The organism is Maritimibacter sp. UBA3975 (genome assembly GCF_002384975.1).
Taxonomy (GTDB): Bacteria; Pseudomonadota; Alphaproteobacteria; order Rhodobacterales; family Rhodobacteraceae; genus Maritimibacter.
In genome coordinates this window covers 324,531-341,025 of the sequence record NZ_DGCP01000002.1, presented here as the reverse complement: position 1 = coordinate 341,025, position 16,495 = coordinate 324,531, and the positions used below count along the sequence as shown (strand labels likewise).

General features: G+C 60.5%; 20 protein-coding genes. 11 read left to right on the top strand and 9 right to left on the bottom strand.

The genetic code is table 11. From position 1 onward, the window contains the following. Window position 1: 1 nt before the first annotated feature. Together B2585_RS01920 and B2585_RS01915 are read right to left on the bottom strand one after the other, a co-directional pair. Window positions 2-1,042 (bottom strand): murein transglycosylase A, encoded by a 1,041-nt coding sequence (locus tag B2585_RS01920; protein WP_292019413.1) that lies wholly within the window; start codon window positions 1,040-1,042, stop codon window positions 2-4. A gap of 1 nt (window position 1,043) precedes the next feature. Then, a complete protein-coding gene (locus tag B2585_RS01915; RefSeq protein ID WP_292019412.1) occupies window positions 1,044-1,703 on the bottom strand; it encodes a Tim44/TimA family putative adaptor protein in 660 nt (219 codons plus the stop codon). Between the two features lie 104 nt (window positions 1,704-1,807). Between B2585_RS01915 and B2585_RS01910 the strand changes: the two genes are divergently transcribed. Beyond that, complete coding sequence (locus tag B2585_RS01910) at window positions 1,808-2,302, top strand: FxsA family protein (protein WP_292019411.1); 495 nt, start codon at window positions 1,808-1,810, stop codon at window positions 2,300-2,302. Here the strand turns inward: B2585_RS01910 and idi are convergent. Then, window positions 2,282-2,803, bottom strand: a complete 522-nt coding sequence (gene idi / locus B2585_RS01905) for an isopentenyl-diphosphate Delta-isomerase (protein WP_292019409.1) — start codon at window positions 2,801-2,803, stop codon at window positions 2,282-2,284. The genes B2585_RS01910 and idi overlap by 21 nt on opposite strands. A 103-nt stretch (window positions 2,804-2,906) precedes the next feature. On the opposite strand from idi, the gene secB reads away from it, so the two are divergent. Further along, window positions 2,907-3,404: a protein-export chaperone SecB gene (gene secB, locus B2585_RS01900; RefSeq protein ID WP_292019407.1), complete on the top strand. Its 498-nt coding sequence runs from the start codon at window positions 2,907-2,909 to the stop codon at window positions 3,402-3,404. A gap of 61 nt (window positions 3,405-3,465) precedes the next feature. Here secB and B2585_RS01895 read toward each other — a convergent pair whose 3' ends face one another. Genes B2585_RS01895 through B2585_RS01880 form a run of 4 tightly spaced genes read right to left on the bottom strand, consistent with a single transcriptional unit; the run spans window position 3,466 to window position 5,739 of the window. Next, a complete protein-coding gene (locus tag B2585_RS01895) occupies window positions 3,466-3,912 on the bottom strand; it encodes a MarR family winged helix-turn-helix transcriptional regulator (protein WP_292019406.1) in 447 nt (148 codons plus the stop codon). Beyond that, complete coding sequence (locus B2585_RS01890; protein ID WP_292019404.1) at window positions 3,909-4,730, bottom strand: carbon-nitrogen hydrolase family protein; 822 nt, start codon at window positions 4,728-4,730, stop codon at window positions 3,909-3,911. Before B2585_RS01890 ends, B2585_RS01895 begins: the two co-directional genes overlap by 4 nt. Continuing rightward, entirely contained in the window at window positions 4,730-4,984 is a 255-nt protein-coding gene (grxC, locus tag B2585_RS01885) for a glutaredoxin 3 (RefSeq protein WP_292019402.1), read from the bottom strand. Before grxC ends, B2585_RS01890 begins: the two co-directional genes overlap by 1 nt. Window positions 4,985-5,022: 38 nt before the next feature. Then, the gene (locus B2585_RS01880; RefSeq protein WP_292019399.1) at window positions 5,023-5,739 is read right to left on the bottom strand and encodes a ComF family protein; all 717 of its coding nucleotides are present in this window, start codon (window positions 5,737-5,739) and stop codon (window positions 5,023-5,025) included. Between the two features lie 30 nt (window positions 5,740-5,769). On the opposite strand from B2585_RS01880, the gene B2585_RS01875 reads away from it, so the two are divergent. Both B2585_RS01875 and hemH read left to right on the top strand, forming a co-directional pair. Beyond that, the gene (locus B2585_RS01875) at window positions 5,770-6,579 is read left to right on the top strand and encodes a methyltransferase domain-containing protein (RefSeq protein ID WP_292019397.1); all 810 of its coding nucleotides are present in this window, start codon (window positions 5,770-5,772) and stop codon (window positions 6,577-6,579) included. A gap of 27 nt (window positions 6,580-6,606) precedes the next feature. Next, complete coding sequence (hemH, locus tag B2585_RS01870; protein ID WP_292019396.1) at window positions 6,607-7,644, top strand: ferrochelatase; 1,038 nt, start codon at window positions 6,607-6,609, stop codon at window positions 7,642-7,644. Window positions 7,645-7,647: 3 nt separating this feature from the next. On the opposite strand, the gene B2585_RS01865 is transcribed toward hemH, so the two are convergent. Further along, on the bottom strand, window positions 7,648-8,568 hold the full coding sequence (locus tag B2585_RS01865) for a hypothetical protein (protein WP_292019394.1): 921 nt from the start codon (window positions 8,566-8,568) through the stop codon (window positions 7,648-7,650). A 98-nt stretch (window positions 8,569-8,666) separates the two neighbouring features. Between B2585_RS01865 and hslV the strand changes: the two genes are divergently transcribed. The 3 genes from hslV to B2585_RS01850 are packed head-to-tail and all read left to right on the top strand — an operon-like array spanning window position 8,667 to window position 11,657. Then, window positions 8,667-9,218: an ATP-dependent protease subunit HslV gene (gene hslV / locus B2585_RS01860; RefSeq protein ID WP_292019392.1), complete on the top strand. Its 552-nt coding sequence runs from the start codon at window positions 8,667-8,669 to the stop codon at window positions 9,216-9,218. A 9-nt stretch (window positions 9,219-9,227) separates the two neighbouring features. Further along, window positions 9,228-10,541, top strand: coding sequence for an ATP-dependent protease ATPase subunit HslU (hslU, locus tag B2585_RS01855; RefSeq protein ID WP_292019390.1), 1,314 nt, complete (start codon window positions 9,228-9,230; stop codon window positions 10,539-10,541). A gap of 48 nt (window positions 10,542-10,589) precedes the next feature. After that, complete coding sequence (locus B2585_RS01850; RefSeq protein ID WP_292019388.1) at window positions 10,590-11,657, top strand: alpha/beta hydrolase; 1,068 nt, start codon at window positions 10,590-10,592, stop codon at window positions 11,655-11,657. On the opposite strand, the gene ubiG is transcribed toward B2585_RS01850, so the two are convergent. Next, a complete protein-coding gene (gene ubiG / locus B2585_RS01845) occupies window positions 11,654-12,400 on the bottom strand; it encodes a bifunctional 2-polyprenyl-6-hydroxyphenol methylase/3-demethylubiquinol 3-O-methyltransferase UbiG (protein WP_292019386.1) in 747 nt (248 codons plus the stop codon). The two genes, B2585_RS01850 and ubiG, sit on opposite strands and share 4 nt — an antisense overlap. A 52-nt stretch (window positions 12,401-12,452) precedes the next feature. Between ubiG and pip the strand changes: the two genes are divergently transcribed. Genes pip through nusA form a run of 4 tightly spaced genes read left to right on the top strand, consistent with a single transcriptional unit; the run spans window position 12,453 to window position 16,478 of the window. Further along, window positions 12,453-13,442, top strand: a complete 990-nt coding sequence (pip, locus tag B2585_RS01840) for a prolyl aminopeptidase (protein WP_292019384.1) — start codon at window positions 12,453-12,455, stop codon at window positions 13,440-13,442. Next, the gene (locus tag B2585_RS01835) at window positions 13,439-14,053 is read left to right on the top strand and encodes a class I SAM-dependent methyltransferase (RefSeq protein ID WP_292019382.1); all 615 of its coding nucleotides are present in this window, start codon (window positions 13,439-13,441) and stop codon (window positions 14,051-14,053) included. Before pip ends, B2585_RS01835 begins: the two co-directional genes overlap by 4 nt. Window positions 14,054-14,063: 10 nt before the next feature. After that, window positions 14,064-14,783, top strand: coding sequence for a ribosome maturation factor RimP (rimP, locus tag B2585_RS01830; RefSeq protein WP_292019380.1), 720 nt, complete (start codon window positions 14,064-14,066; stop codon window positions 14,781-14,783). A 3-nt stretch (window positions 14,784-14,786) separates the two neighbouring features. Continuing rightward, window positions 14,787-16,478, top strand: a complete 1,692-nt coding sequence (gene nusA, locus B2585_RS01825; protein WP_292019378.1) for a transcription termination factor NusA — start codon at window positions 14,787-14,789, stop codon at window positions 16,476-16,478. Window positions 16,479-16,495: the final 17 nt, after the last annotated feature.

Genomic DNA, 16,495 nt, shown 5'->3' with positions numbered 1-16,495 from the left:
GTCAGTCTTCCGGAACCAGCGAATAGGCCCGCTGGATCGGGAGCAACACGACTAGCCGTCCGGGGTCCTTGATCCGACCGGCCTCCTTACCCGCGTCATCGCCGGTGCCCCAGAAAATATCGGCTCTTTGTGCGCCCTTTATCCGTGACCCCGTATCCTGCGCCACCATGAGACGCGAAAACGGTTCCGCACCGCCCTTGTCGATCCACACTGGCGCGCCGAGAGGCGTATATTCCGGATCAACGGCAATCGTGCGCCCGGCCGAGATCGACCGTGCCATCGCGCCGATCGGTCCGGATGTCGGCGGCAGATGTTCGAGTTCGGTGAAAAAGACGTAGGACGTGTTGTGGCTCAGAAGGTCGCGACCCTCCACAGGGTTGCGTGCCACCCAGTTTTTGATGACTTCGGCAGACACTTGATGGATTGAATAGATCCCCCGTCGCACAAGCTCATCCCCGAGAGAGCGGAAGCTATGACCATTGTGTCCTCCGAACCCGAGACGGATCGACGAGCCGTCTGAAAGGCGGATGCGCCCTGACCCCTGAATTTGGAGAAACTGAAGCTCGACCGGATCTTCGACCCAGGCGATCTCAAGCCCCCTTCCGGAAAGGACGCCCTCTTCCTCGATCTCGCGGCGGGTATAGTTTGCGGTGCCTGCCGCGATCTCTGGTGGCCGCGCATAGACGGGGATGTCGAAACGACCGGAACGGCGTTCCGAGCCGCGAATCTCAGGCTCGTAATAGGCAGTGAAAAGACCGGGCTGCCCGTCCTCGATCATCACTGGGCGAAAGAACAGCTCGAAAAAGTCGCGCGGCAAACCCGTGAAATCGAACCCCACAGCGCAGATTGGATCCCATTGGGGGTCATCGAGCAATTCGCAAGTATGCAAAAACGCGTTGAACGCGGCACCATGATCGTCCTGTTCCCAGCCAGGAAGGTCAGAGAAGGACAGAAGGGAAACTTCGGCCTCGTCGAGCGCCGCCCGCACCGGCCCGGCGAGAGCGACCAGCCCTGCGAGCGCGAGGCCGACCAGGCGCCCCATGTCAGCCGCCCGTTGCGACGAGCTGCCAGTTCGGGTCGGATGATCCCATGATCCGCGAGAAGGTCCAGACATCCTTCTGCCGCTTCACTTCCTTCGGGTTGCCTTCGATGATCTCGCCCGCCTTGTCGCGCACGACCGACGTCAGTTCGCCAACAAAGCGAATGGTGATGTCGCCCTCTTTCGATTGCTCGTCGAATTCGGCCTCGACCAGCTTCAGCTCGCGCAGCCCCACGAAATTGGCCTCGATCTTGTAGCCATCCTTTTCGCGCTGTTCCACGACGGCGGCGAAGCTGTCGTAAACCTCATCGGACAGAAACGGCTTGATCTTGGCGAGGTCGCCCGCCTCGAAGGCCATGAGGATCATTTCATACGCGCCACGCGCACCGCCAAGAAAATCGCTGACGCCGAACGACGGCTCAGCCTTTTTCATCTTGGTCAGGGCTTCGACGCTGTCCGGCTCCTCAATGTGGTCGGTGATGTCGGTGTCGGGCCCGCCTTCGATCACTTCGAAGCGGTTGCGGTTATCGACCTTTTCGGTCTCGCTGCGCGACACCACGGGTTTCTCGAACCCTTCCCGCGTGCCGAGCACATCGCGCAGTCGGAGGATCAGGAAAATCGCGATGGCGGCGAGAACGATCAGCTGGATGATCGGTGAAGACATTCGAACCTCATTTCAGGGCGCGGTTTGATTTTCCGCGTTCGGAACATATGTAGGCGCTGGGCAGGGGCAAGTCTACCAGCCCCCAGTCAACATATGAGGAAGCCATGTGGCTCTTGCTTGCATTCATCGCGGTCCCGTTGATCGAGATCGGCCTTTTCATTCAGGTCGGCGGGCTGATCGGCCTTTGGCCGACGCTGCTTATCGTGCTCGTGACAGCGATCATCGGCTCCTACATGGTCCGCGCTCAGGGTGCGATGGCGCTGGGTCAGGTACGCGCCAGCTTCAACGAATTGTCAGACCCCTCTGAGCCGCTGGCACACGGGGCCATGATCCTGTTTTCAGGCGCGTTGTTGCTGACACCAGGTTTCTTCACCGATGCGGTCGGCTTCCTGCTGCTCGTTCCCGGATTTCGACGGTGGGCGTTCCGTGAGATCGCGCGGAGGGTGAATGTGCAAAAGAGCTTCACGGTGCATACCAGTGGGACCACGCAGACGTATCGCCGCAATGATGTGATTGATGGTGAATACGAAGAGGTTTCGCCACCCAAACAACCGACTCACGAACCCGACCGGGGCCCGTCAGGCTGGACCAAACACTGACAGCTTGTGCTCTGCGAGGTAGATGCGCAGCCAGGGCGTGAAGCGTTCCGGGTACTCAGACGCCTCTTTCTCAAGATGTTCGAGCGAGACCCACCGGACACCATCCACCTCGTCGGGGTTCAGGTGCAGGACCGGGCGGTCCGTGCATTGCACAAGGAACAAGTCGACCACTTCGTGTTCCGTAAGGCCCTGTCCGACATCCGCGCGATACTCGATCTGGTCTTTCCACTCCGGATCTACCCCGGTGATACCGAGTTCCTCTTCCAGCCGCCGAACTGCGCAGGCCTTGGGGTCCTCATCCCAATGCGGGTGAGTGCAACAGGTGTTCGCCCAAAGCCCAGGTGTGTGGTATTTTCCAGCCGCCCTTTGCTGGATCAGGATCTCGTCGTCGTGGACGAGAAACACGGATACGGCTCGGTGCCGCAGCCCTTGAACATGAGCCGCGAGTTTCTCGACAGGTTGCAGGGTGCCGTCAACCCAGCCTGGGATCATGATCTTCATGCTTCCTGATACCTTTGGGCACCCGTCGTGGAAAGGGTTGGCGTTGAGGCCCCCGCCGCTTCTTGCTAGAAAGCTCCGACTTAGAAATTCATGGAGAGACATAATGGCGGAAGAAGCCAACAGCGGCGCACCGCAACAACCGGTTCAGCCAACGATGCGAATTCTCGGCCAGTACATTCGCGACATGTCGTTCGAGAACATCCTCGTGCAAAAGGGCGCAACCGGCGAGGTTCAACCCGAGCTGAAGGTCGAGGTCGCACTGGACGCCAAGAAGCGGCAGGCAGATAACCAGTACGAAGTGCTGTCCAAGTTCAAGGTGGTCTCCACCAACAAAGGCACCGGCACCGAGCTTTTCATTTTGGAGCTGGACTACGCTGGCTTGTTCCATGTGGAAAACGTGCCGGAGGATCAGCTTCATCCGTTCCTCTTGATCGAGTGCCCGCGCCAGCTCTTCCCCTTCGTGCGCCGGATCGTATCGGACGTGACCCGTGACGGGGGCTTCCCGCCCGTGAACCTCGACAACGTCGATTTCGTCGCGCTGTACCGGCAAGAGATTTCCCGCCGCCAGCAGGCGCAAGGAGAAGGCGCCAAGACGAACTGAACTTGAAGTCTTTCAAGACAGGAAAGCCGCCCTCACCCGGGGCGGCTTTTTTGGTTCAGAGTTAGCTCTGCGCGTCGAACTTGGCGCGCATCTCGCGCAGAACCGGAAGCACGGCGCGCACGTTGTCCGGGCCGATGGAGCGCACGACATCGGAAATGATCGGCGTGATCGCAGCCAGCGCGGCGTCACGGGCTTTGCGTCCGGCGGGTGAAATCGTGACCTGTTTGCGTCGCGCGTCGTCCCAATCCGGATGGATATGGATGTGTCCGGCCCATTCGAGCTTGGCGAGGGTATTGGTCATCGCGCCGCGCGTGACGTGGAAAGACTTCGCAAGCTGAGCCGGGCTTCGCGCCTCTCCCACCCGAGACAGATGGTTAAGAACCGAAAAATGGCTCAGCTCCATACCTTTCGGCATCGCCTTGGACAGCGCAGTTCTGGCCAATTGGTCGGCCATGAACATCTCGCTGAACAGCGCGACTGAAAGGCTGTCCGTCTGGCTGTCGCTCATGTCGGGCTTTCGAAAGACCGGTCGTTGAAAACCGAAGGAATGCGTTGGCGCGACTTTTCCACAAGCGACAGGTCAAGATCAACCAAGGTGACGCAGGGTTCCTCGCCGGCATCGACAAGAACCTCGCCCCACGGCGCGACGGCGAGAGAGTGACCATAGGTGGCCCGCCTGTCTGTGTTCTGGCCGGTCTGCGCCGGGGCCAAGACAAAACAGCCGGTTTCGATCGCGCGTGCACGCAGCAACGTTTCCCAATGCGCGGGGCCGGTTCCGGGCGAGAAGGCGGAGGGAACCGTAAGCACTTCCGCACCTTCCTTCGCCAGGGCATGGTACAGATTCGGAAACCGCAGGTCGTAGCAGATGGTCATGCCGAGTGTCGTATGGTCGGTGTGCCCGAGCACCGCACGGGTGCCGGGCCGGTAGCCCGCGCTTTCGCGGTAACTCTCGGTTTCGGACACATCAACGTCGAACATGTGAATCTTGTCGTAGCGCGCGGTGACCTCGCCGGATGGCGCAATGAGGAACGATCGGTTGGCGAATCGACCGTCAGGATCGTCGGTCTTCAGCGCCAGCGACCCGATCAGGATCCAAACCTCATGTGTTTGCGCAGCCTTCCGCAGGCCATTCAGCGTGACGTCGTCTTCTTCGCGCGTCAGGACTTCACTCTGTCGTTTGCGCGAGGTCGAGACACAGTTGGTAACCTCAGGCGTCAGGACGAGTTCCGCCCCGCCGTCGACTGCTTCGGCCACGCGCGCGAGGGTCAGTGGCAAGTTCTTTTGCGGGTCGTCGCCCGCACAAATCTGAACCAGCCCTGCTCGCATCAGTTTGCCAGGAGCGGGTCGAGTTTACCGCCACGTTCCAGCGCGTTCAGTTCATCGAATCCCCCGACGTGTGTCTTGCCGACCCAGATCTGGGGAACGGTGTGTCGCCCGGCGCGGGTCATCATTTCCTGCTTTAGCTCGGGATCGCTGCTGACGTCGATTTCTTCGAACGTGACGCCCTTGGTTTTCAGGAGCCGTTTCGCGGCATGGCAGAAACCGCAAAATGGCGTGGTGTAGATTGTGACTGGTTGCATCGATTGTCCTTCATTGGGTTGAACCCTTTGAAAGCAATTTAGGTATCACGGGCAACTCGCGCCAGTGTTGCAACGCAGACGTCACTAGCACCTGCCAAAAAAGCGGCGTCGCATGTAGCAGCGAGCGTGGCACCCGATGTCATGACATCATCGACGATCAGCACGTTCCGTCGATCCAGCGCGCATCCATGTTTTGGATGTGGCTCAATGTTCCCCTGCACGTTAGCGAACCTTTGATCGTGTGTCTTGCCGCCCTGCGTTTCACCGCCTTTCAACCGGACAAGCGCGTTCGGAAACACGGAAAGCCCGGTTTCCCGGCCCAGCGCGCGCGAGATTTCTGCGGCCTGATTGTAGCGCCGCCGGAAAAGCCTGGTCCAATGGGACGGAACCGGAACGATAACCATGCCGGTGGATAGCAGAGGTCGCGCCGCCTGAGCGATCCAGCGCGCGGCTGGAATCGCGATGTCCGGCCTGTCCGAATGCTTCAGTGCAAGCACGAGCCGACGTCCTTTTCCTGAATAAGCAAAAGCAGTGCGGCCGCGCGACCACGGGCGCGCGATTGTCATGCAGTCGTCGCACAGGTCCAGTGCGCCATCACCTTCGCCGGGTAAGCCGACACCGCATTTGTCGCAAACGTGTCCGGTCACGAACCGGGTGTCCCGCCAACAAGGTCCGCACAGCCCGCCGTCCCCCTCGACGATCTCGCCGCAAGACGCACATTGCGCGGGGTAGATCGCGCGGAGCAGCGATTGCATTCCGTGGCCCTCCATCTATGGTGCCGCGCCATGTCCAGACTGACCGATCCCCGACGCCTGACCCTGACCCGCGCCCGCGCGACTGCGGACGGAATGTTCCTGCAAGAGGACGCGGCTTTCGAGGTTCAGGATCGGCTGGAAGAGGTTAACAGAACCTTTACGGCAGCAGCCGTTGTGACCGGTTTTCCCGACGTGTGGCGCAAGGCCTTTCCAAATGCCCGGATCGTCGCGGATGATGAGACGCTTGCGCTCGAGCCGGGCACCCATGACCTGGTCATTCACGGATTGTCGCTTCACTGGGCGAACGACCCGGTCGGGCAACTTATCCAATGTCATCGGGCTCTCAAACCCGACGGGTTTTTCCTTGGTGTCATGTACGGGGGCGACACGCTGACCGAACTTCGCGCTTCGCTGACGGGCGCTGAGGTCGCGCAGAGCGGGGGACTTTCTCCGCGGCTGCTTCCGATGGGCGAGCTGCGCGATCTTGGTGCCCTGCTCCAACGGGCCGGTTTCGCTCTCCCAGTGGCGGATAGCTCGCAGCGCGACGTCTCCTACACCGACGCTCTCGCGCTCATGCGCGATTTGCGTGCGATGGGCGAAGGCAACGCGATGGAGACCCGTGCGGGCTTCACTTCCCGCGAGGTGTTTGCCGAGACCGCAGCAAGATACGCTCGAAATGCAGACCGGGACGGCCGAATCCACGCGACGTTCGAGTTTGTGTTCCTTGCCGGATGGGCGCCGCACGAAAGCCAGCAGAAACCACTGCGTCCCGGATCGGCCCAGGCCCGACTTGCCGATGCGCTGGGCACAGATGAAACCAGTACGGGCGAAAAGCCGTAACAGGCAGGACAGAACGGGACGGAATACATGAACGCGCACATGCCTACGGACCATCCCAAGGTCCCGATGCCGAAGGTCGGCATTCTCTTTGCCAATCTGGGCACGCCGGACAACTATGACTACTGGTCGATGCGGCGGTATCTGAACGAGTTTCTCTCGGACAAACGCGTGATCGATTATCCGAACTGGAAATGGCAGCCGATCCTGCAGGGGCCCATCCTCACGATCCGCCCGTTCCGTTCGGGCGCGAACTACAAAATGATCTGGAATCATGATGCCGGGGAAAGCCCGCTCATGACGATCACGAAACAACAGGTGACCAAGCTCGACGGGACGCTGACGGAGCGATTCGGGGATCGTGTCATGGTCGATTTCTGTATGCGCTACGGTAATCCCTCGACGAAATCCAAGGTCGCCGCGATGGTTGCGGCAGGGTGCACCAAGATCCTGTTTTTCCCGCTCTACCCCCAGTATTCGGCAACAACGAGCGGCACGGCGAATGACCAGTTCTTCCGCGCGCTGATGGAGGAAAGCCGGATGCCGTCCGTGCGCACGGCGCCGGAATACTTCGACCGCGACGACTATATTGAGGCGCTCGCGGCATCCATTCTGCGTGTCTATCCCGCCGAAAAAGACGCACCCGAGCGGATCATCTGTTCATATCACGGGATGCCCGAGCGCTACCTGATGGAGGGTGATCCGTACCACTGCCAGTGTCAGAAGACGACGCGTCTGCTCGCAGAACGGCTCGGCTGGGCGCGCGAACGGATCGCCACGACTTTCCAGTCGGTATTCGGCCCTGAGGAATGGCTGAAACCTTACACTGTGGACGAAGTGGCGCGGCTGGTGAAAGAAGATGGCGTCAAATCACTCGCCGTTCTGGCGCCCGCCTTCTCGGCTGACTGCATCGAGACGCTGGAGGAAATCAACGGAGAGATCCGCGAAAGTTTCGAACACGCCGGCGGTGAGACATTCACTTACATTCCTTGCCTGAATGACGACGACGAGCATGTCGCGGCGCTCACCAACGTAGTCGTCGAAAATCTGCGTGGTTGGCTGGAGTAGGGTCTATACTTGCCAGCCATAGCTTGCGCATGTCTCTAGAATCCGGGATTCCGCGATCCCTTCCTCATCAGCCTTGATGGAGTTCAGCGCGACGAACCAATAAAGGTATTCTGCGTAATCCGGCTCTCGGACATCCAGTTGCCGCCACGCCTCATCCACGCCGAGTTCTGAAACGCGGGGCATTTGATGGTGGAAGTCGCATTCGGCGAACAGGACGGCGGGCTTTCCGAAGAAGAGACCGGACAGTGCGGCAGAACTATTCTCTGTGATCACAAAATCACAAATGCGAAGTGCATCCTCCATTCCGCCGACCTCGACCGCAATCCGACTGTCGCTTGATTGAAGCCCATCGAGAGTCGCCATTTCCTCGTCCGAATAGACTTCGCCCGGATGCAGGCCCAAGAGGATGTGTCGATCGCCCGCACGCGCCTGCACTTCGCGGATCATGTCGATGGGAGACATCGACTGGAACGACCGGTGTTCAAGGAGCTTTCCCTGGAGGGGTACATAGACGACGCCCGTTTTCTGCGCATGAGACGGCCCGCTCTTGAACAACCATTTGCGCCAATTCCCGTACCATTCCATCGCGACATCAGAGTCTATTTCACCCGGATCGAAGGGTTTTCTTGCCACGTTGAATTCCCATCGTTTCGCGGTCGCTTCGATCCGCCAGAATGGAAAAAAGTAGCTCTTGCGAATGGTGAGTGATTTCGGATGGAACGGATCGTCCATGTGAAACAGCGAATAGCCCTGCCTCGCGCCGGATTTCAGGCGCTCGGCGAGCGAATTTCGGCGAAGCTCGACACGGAAGCCGACCTCCTCGAATGCCTTTGTTACCCTAGCGACGAAACCGAATTCGCCACGCTTGGCCATGTCGAACATGACGTCATCGAGATAGATACGCAGGACACGAGCTTCGGTCATTCTGGCACGCTAGCCTTCCCCGTGGTCGGGTCAAGCCGGGTGGTTGTCGCGGGCAAACCGGGGGTCCATATAGCTCTGGACATGAACGGAGGCGAGATATGAGCGAGTTCCCCGGTTGGCATGGCACGACGATTTGCGCGGTGCGAAAAGGCGGCAACGTGGTGATTGCGGGCGATGGGCAAGTGAGCCTTGGCGATACGGTCATCAAGGGCACGGCGCGCAAGGTGCGGCGGCTTTCACCGGGCGGCTACGACATCATCGCGGGATTCGCGGGTTCCACGGCCGATGCTTTCACCCTGCTGGAACGCCTCGAAACCAAGCTCGAGGCCACGCCCGGTCAACTCGCGCGCGGCTGTGTCGAGTTGGCAAAGGACTGGCGCACGGACAAGTATCTTCAGAAGCTTGAGGCGATGCTGATCGTGTCAGACGGCAAGGACCTGTTTGTCATTACCGGTGCAGGCGATGTCCTGGAGCCGGAGCATGACGTGACCGCCATCGGATCCGGCGGGAACTATGCGCTCGCTGCGGCCCGCGCCATGATGGACACCGACAAGTCTGCCGAGGAAGTCGCGCGGACCGCCATGGCGATCGCTTCTGACATCTGTGTCTACACCAACGGCAATCTGACCGTTGAAACCCTGTCCAAGTAAGAGACCTTTATGACCGATCTGACCCCCCGCGAAATTGTTTCGGAACTCGACCGGTTCATCATCGGCCAGAAGGACGCCAAGCGCGCTGTCTCCGTCGCATTGCGCAACCGGTGGCGCCGCAAGCAGTTGTCCGACGATCTGCGCGATGAAGTGTATCCGAAGAATATCCTGATGATCGGGCCCACCGGCGTCGGCAAGACGGAAATCTCGCGCCGCCTTGCCAAGCTCGCTCGTGCGCCGTTCATCAAGGTTGAGGCCACGAAATTCACCGAAGTCGGCTATGTCGGTCGGGATGTCGAGCAGATCGTGCGGGATCTTGTCGATTCGGCGATTATCCAGACCCGTGAATATATGCGCGAGGACGTCAAGACGGCGGCCGAGCACAAGGCGGAGGAACGGGTGATCGAAGCGCTCGCCGGTGAGGGCGCGCGGGAGCAGACCCGCGAAATGTTTCGCAAGAAGCTTCGCTCCGGTGAGCTGGACGACACGGTGATCGAACTTGACGTGCAGGATACCGGCGGCGGAATGCCGATGTTCGACATGCCCGGCCAGCCCGGCGGTGGCGGCGGCACGGGCATGATCAACCTTGGCGACATGTTCGGCAAAGCATTCGGCGGACGCACGGTACGCAAGAAGATGACCGTCGCGGACAGCCATAACGTGCTGGTGGGAGAAGAGGCCGACAAACTGCTCGACGACGAAACGGTCAACAAGCAGGCGCTTGAAACGGTCGAGCAGAACGGGATCGTCTTTATCGACGAAATCGACAAGGTGTGCGCCCGCGCCGATGTGCGCGGCGGGGACGTGAGCCGTGAGGGCGTGCAGCGCGACCTGCTTCCGCTGATCGAAGGCACGACGGTGTCGACGAAGTATGGGCCCGTGAAGACCGACCACATCCTGTTTATCGCCTCGGGCGCCTTCCACATCGCCAAGCCATCGGACCTTCTGCCAGAGCTTCAGGGGCGCCTGCCGATTCGGGTCGAACTGCGCGCGCTGACTGAAGAGGACTTCGTTCGCATTCTGACCGAGACCGACAACGCGCTCACCCGGCAGTATACCGCGCTCATGGGGACCGAAGACGTGACCGTCACGTTTACGGAAGACGGCATTGCCGCGCTGGCCCGGATTGCGGCCGAGGTTAACACCACGGTCGAGAACATCGGAGCGCGGCGCCTCTATACGGTCATGGAACGGGTCTTTGAGGAGCTTAGTTACACGGCACCAGACCGGACGGGCGAGGAAATCACCGTCGATGCAGCGTTCGTGGAGGCCAATCTCGGCGAATTGATGCAGAGTGCGGACATGGGCCGCTATATGCTCTAGGCGTAGGGTCGGGCGAGGTCTACGGTCGACCCAATTTCAGGGGACACCGTGAACTTCAGCCTACGCCATTTCCTACCCGTGCTCATGCTGACGCTTGCCGCCTGCACGGTGCCCACCCTGACGCCGCAAACGATTGGCCCTGCGATCGGGCCTGAAGAGGAAGTGTTCGTCGCGACGACCCGGGCGCGCAACGACGTTGGCGATTTCTCGTCGATGCGTGGTGACCAAACGAGCTACCTCACCGTGCCCGTGCGCTTCCCGACGAACTACAGCCCTGGCGACCGCGCGAAGATCGAGAAAGCGCCGGACCCGGCCGAAGATTTCTCGGTCGGCGCACCTGTAACGATGGATCGAAGCGGATTTCGACAATCGCTCACCTCGGCAGTCGCGGCAGAACCGCGCGGGTCTCGCGACGTGACGATCTATGTCCACGGGTATTACAATGTCTTCTACAGCGGTGTTTTTCGCTCGGCCCAGCTGAAGCGCGACTTCGACTTGCCCGGTGAGGTGGTACACTTCGCGTGGCCGAGCCGAGGCTCCAATACCGCCTATGCGTATGATCGCGAAAGCGTCCTCTATTCCCGCGATTCTCTGGAGGCCCTGATCCGCGACTCGGTGCGTGTAGGGGCTGACCGCGTCACCATCGTTGCGCATTCGCTCGGTGCCATGCTCGTGATGGAAACACTGCGGCAAATCGAGATTTCGCAGCCGGGCTGGGTCCATGACAATATCGACGGACTCGCCTTTGTCGCGCCGGACATTGATGTCGAGGTATTCAAGTCGCAGGCTGCGCGTTTCGAAAGACTCCCCGAGGACTTCGTGATTTTTGTTTCGAACCAGGATCGTGTCTTGATGCTGGCGTCGCGGCTGCAAGGCGTGAAGCGCCGGCTCGGCAATACCAGCGACGTGGAGGTGACGACCGAAGGGAACCTGACCATCGTGGACGTGACCTCGATGACGCAGGACGCGCGGTCGGGGCATTTCGTTCCCGCCACCTCGCCCGCGGCGATCCAGATCCTGCGCAACAGTTCGGCGTTCCGCGCGCTCTTCCCACGCGAAGGCCTGGGTCAACCCATTGGCGGAAACGTCCGGCTGTTCCAGCTTTCGGGAAACTAGGCGGGCTTCACGCTCGCCGTGACGTAGTTCACCGACAGGTCGCGTGACGAGATCGACCAGCTCCAAAGCACCGGGTTGAAGACGAACCCCTGTTTGTCGACCATCCGGAACCCTGCATCGGTCGCCAGCTTTTCCAGCTCATCCGGCGTGATGAATTTTGACCATTCATGCGTGCCTTTCGGCAGCCAGCGCATCACATGTTCCGCGCCGACGATGGCGACCATGAAGCTCTTGGGATTGCGGTTGATCGTCGAGGCAACCATCAGTCCACCAGGCTTGAGGAGTTGCTGACAGGCGGTGAGGTAGGACAGTGGATCAGCGACGTGTTCGACCACTTCCATGTTAAGCACCGCATCGAACTGTTCACCCGCCTCGGCCAATGCTTCGGCGGTCGTGAAACGATAGTCGATGTCGAGTCCGGATTGCTCCGCATGGACCTGCGCCACCGGGATGTTGCGTTCGGCGGCGTCCGCTCCAACCACGCCTGCCCCCAACCGCGCCATCGGCTCGGACAAGAGCCCGCCACCGCAGCCGATGTCGAGGATGCGCAAACCCTTGAACGGTTCAGGCTCTGATAAGTCCCGGCCGAACTCAGCAGCGATTTGTGACGTGATGTAATCGAGGCGAACCGGATTCATCATGTGAAGCGGCTTGAATTTTCCCGTCGGGTCCCACCATTCTGCGGCCATCGCCTCGAATTTGGCGACTTCGCCGGGGTCGACTGTCGTTTGTGCGATTGTCATGCTAGCCTCGTCTGTCATGGCGTCTCGGTCGCCGTTTCTATATAGGTTCCACATGGAGCAGGCCGCAGGAAAAAACACCGCAGGGGGAAAATTGTACCCCCCGATCGAGCCATTCGACCGCCGAATGCTCGATGTTGGTGACGGCCATACGATCTATGTCGAACAATGCGGTGCGCGGGACGGGATTCCCATCGTGGTGTTCCACGGCGGACCGGGAGGCGGCTGTTCGCCGGCGATGCGTCGGTTCTTCGATCCCAAGAAATACCGCATTCTCCTGTTCGATCAGCGCGGCTGCGGGCGCTCCCGCCCTCATGCGAGTGTCGCGGAAAACACGACATGGCATCTGATCCGCGACATTGAACTCATCCGGGATACGTTCGGCATCGACCGCTGGATCGTCTTCGGCGGAAGCTGGGGGGCGACGCTGGCGCTGGTTTATGCACAGACCCACCCGGATCGGGTGGCATGGCTTGCTCTGCGTGGCGTTTTTCTTGCCACCCAACGGGAGTTCGACTGGTTCTATGGCGGCGGCGCAGGTCAATTCTGGCCCGACTTGTGGAGCCGCTTCACCGATCCTATCCCGGAGGACGAGCACGGTGACCTGATCGCTGCCTATCATGCCAGGCTGTTCTCAGGCGACCGGGGCGAAGAGTTGCGCTATGCCCGCGTCTGGGCATCGTGGGAGAATGCGCTTGCGAGCATTGAGAACGACGGGGCCATGATCGACAGCCCCGCGGACTACGCGCTCGCCTTCGCGCGCCTCGAGAACCACTATTTCCAGAACCGTGCGTTCCTGTCCGAAGATCAGCAGATCCTGAAGAACATGACCCGGATCGCCCACATTCCGGGAACAATCGTGCAGGGTCGTCATGACATGATCTGCCCGCCACAGGCCGCCTGGTCGTTGCACAAGGCCTGGCCGACGAGCGAGTTCCGTATGATACCGCGCGCGGGCCACGCGGTGAGCGAACCGGGCATTGCGGCAGAGCTGGTGCGAACCACGGACAAGCTTGCGCGCCAGAGGGATACGTTGGGACTATGACAAATCAGGCGCGTGTTTGGGATCGTTTCGCTAAGAAATACGTCGCCTCGCCCATCGATGATGTCGCTGCCTACGAACACAAGCTTGAGCTGACGCGCAAGTATCTCCGCCCGGATATGAAGGTGCTGGAGTTTGGTTGTGGTTCCGGCAACACCGCCCGCCTCCACGCCCCTCATGTCGCCAGCTACACTGCGATGGACATCTCCGCCAAGATGATTGCGCACGGACGCGCGGTAGGGCCGGTTCCGGAAAACATGAGCTTCAAGGTGGCCGATTTCGCCACCGCCAAGGTTACGCCCGAGGCATATGACATGATCCTCGCTCTGTCTGTGCTTCACGTCCTGCCTGATCCTGGCGCGGTCGTGCGCAAGGTCGCGGGTGCGCTAAAGCCTGGCGGGTTCTTCGTCAGTTCAACGGTGCCCGTCGGTGAATTCGGCCTTCTGAGCCTCATCGCTCCGGTCGGCGGTGCGCTGGGCGTCATTCCCAAGGTGTCACGGATCACGACGGACGATATCCGCACGATGATGACCGATGCGGGCCTAACCATCGTCGAAGACTGGCGAGCGAAACCCAAGTCCGCGCTGTTCCTGATCGCGCAGAAATCGGTCTGACGCATTTTCCTTGCAGACTCGGCGCCACTTCCCTATATCCCCGTCAACAGCGGTGTGCTGGGGTCCAAACCCGGCGCTCCACCGGATCACGCAACGGGCCGCTGGCCCGTTTTTTTGTGTCCGCAAGACCGCCCGAAAGGATTCCATGACTGACCTCGTTGTCAAGACAGCCATCGACCGTCGGCTCGCAGAAATCGTGCGCCCGGTGATCGAGGATCTGGGGTTTGAGCTTGTGCGCCTGCGTCTCATGGGCGGCAACACCAACACGCTCCAGATTATGTCGGACAAGCCCGAGGGTGGCATCGAAGTCGATGACCTCGCCGAGATCACGACGGCGGTCAGCGCGACGCTTGATGTCGAGGATCCGATCGACGGAGAATACACGCTCGAGGTTTCCTCGCCCGGCATCGACCGGCCGCTTACGCGGTTCAAGGATTTCGACGCCTGGGACGGTTACCTCGCCAAGATAGAGACGAGCGAACTTATCGACGGGCGCAAGCGGTTCAAGGGAACGCTTCAAGGCACCGAGAACGGTGAGGTCCTGATCGAGATCGAGGAGAATGGCGAGCCGGTGATGATCGGCCTGACCTTCGATCTGCTCGCCGAAGCCAAGCTCGTCCTCACGGACGAATTGATTGCCGAGATGCTCAAAGCGCGCAAGGACGCGGGGCTGATCGACGAAACCCAGTACGATGAAGTCATCACGGACGAAGGGTCCGAGGAGGAATAAGACATGGCGATTACCTCTGCCAACCAGCTCGAACTGCTCCAGACTGCCGAGGCGGTCGCGCGCGAGAAGATGATCGACCCGGGCCTCGTGATCGAGGCGATGGAAGAAAGCCTCGCTCGTGCGGCGAAGTCCCGTTATGGCGCCGAAATGGACATTCGCGTGTCCATCGACCGCAAGACCGGCCGCGCCACCTTCACCCGTGTCCGCACCGTGGTCCCGGAAGAGGAGCTTGAGAACTACCAGGCCGAGCTTACTGTGGATCAGGCCAAGCCCTATTTCGAACCGGCCAAGTCGGGCCGGGAGGAATTCTGGTACCGCGACGGCCAGCTCGTCGATCTGACCGAGGTCAAGACGCCGGAAGTCGGTGACGAATTCCGCGAAACCGTGCCGCCCGTGGACATGGGCCGGATCGCCGCCCAGAGCGCCAAGCAGGTGATCCTGCAAAAGGTGCGCGAGGCCGAACGGGATCGCCAATACGAAGAATTCAAGGATCGCGCGGGCACCATCATCAACGGCGTCGTCAAGCGCGAGGAATACGGCAACGTCATCGTCGATGTCGGCGCTGGCGAAGCGATCCTGCGCCGCAACGAAAAGATCGGCCGCGAAAGCTATCGCCCGAACGACCGTATCCGCTGCTTCGTGAAAGATGTGCGCCGCGAGACGCGTGGGCCGCAGATCTTCCTCAGCCGTACCGCGCCGGAATTCATGGCCGAACTGTTCAAGATGGAAGTGCCGGAAATCTACGACGGTATCATCGAGATCAAGGCCGTCGCCCGTGATCCCGGTTCGCGCGCAAAGATCGGCGTCGTGTCCTATGACAACTCCATCGATCCTGTCGGTGCCTGTGTCGGTATGCGCGGTTCGCGTGTGCAGGCCGTCGTGAATGAGCTTCAGGGCGAAAAGATCGACATCATTCCGTGGAACGAGGATATGCCGACGTTCCTCGTGAACGCGCTCCAGCCTGCCGAAGTCTCCAAGGTCGTGCTCGACGAGGATGCCGAACGCATCGAGGTCGTCGTGCCTGACGATCAGCTTTCGCTTGCCATCGGGCGTCGCGGTCAGAACGTGCGGCTTGCAAGCCAGCTCACGGGTCTGGACATCGACATCCTGACTGAAGAAGAGGAAAGCCAGCGTCGGCAGGCCGAATTCGCCGAGCGTACCAAGCTGTTTATGGACACGCTCGATCTGGACGAATTCTTCGCCCAGCTTCTCGTTTCGGAAGGGTTCACCAACCTCGAAGAAGTGGCTTATGTCGAGCTTGACGAACTTCTCGTCATCGACGGCGTGGATGAAGCGACGGCGCAGGAGCTTCAGGCGCGCGCCCGTGATTACCTCGACGCCCTGAACCGCAAAGCGCTCGAAAACGCCAAGGAAATGGGTGTGCAGGAGAGCCTAACCTCGTTCGAGGGTCTGACGCCCCAGATGATCGAGGCGCTGGCTAAAGACGGTGTCCTGACGCTCGAAGATTTCGCGACTTGCGCGGACTGGGAACTGGCCGGTGGCTGGACCACTGTCGACGGCGAGCGCTCCAAGGACGACGGCGTTCTCGAGCCCTTCGACGTGGGCCTCGAGGAAGCGCAGAACATGGTGATGACCGCCCGTATCCAGCTTGGCTGGGTCGATCCTGCCGATCTCGTCTCCGATGAGGACGAAGACGAGACCGGCGAAGAAGCCACCGAGGAGGCCGGAGCCTGATCGCAGGCTCCGGGGAG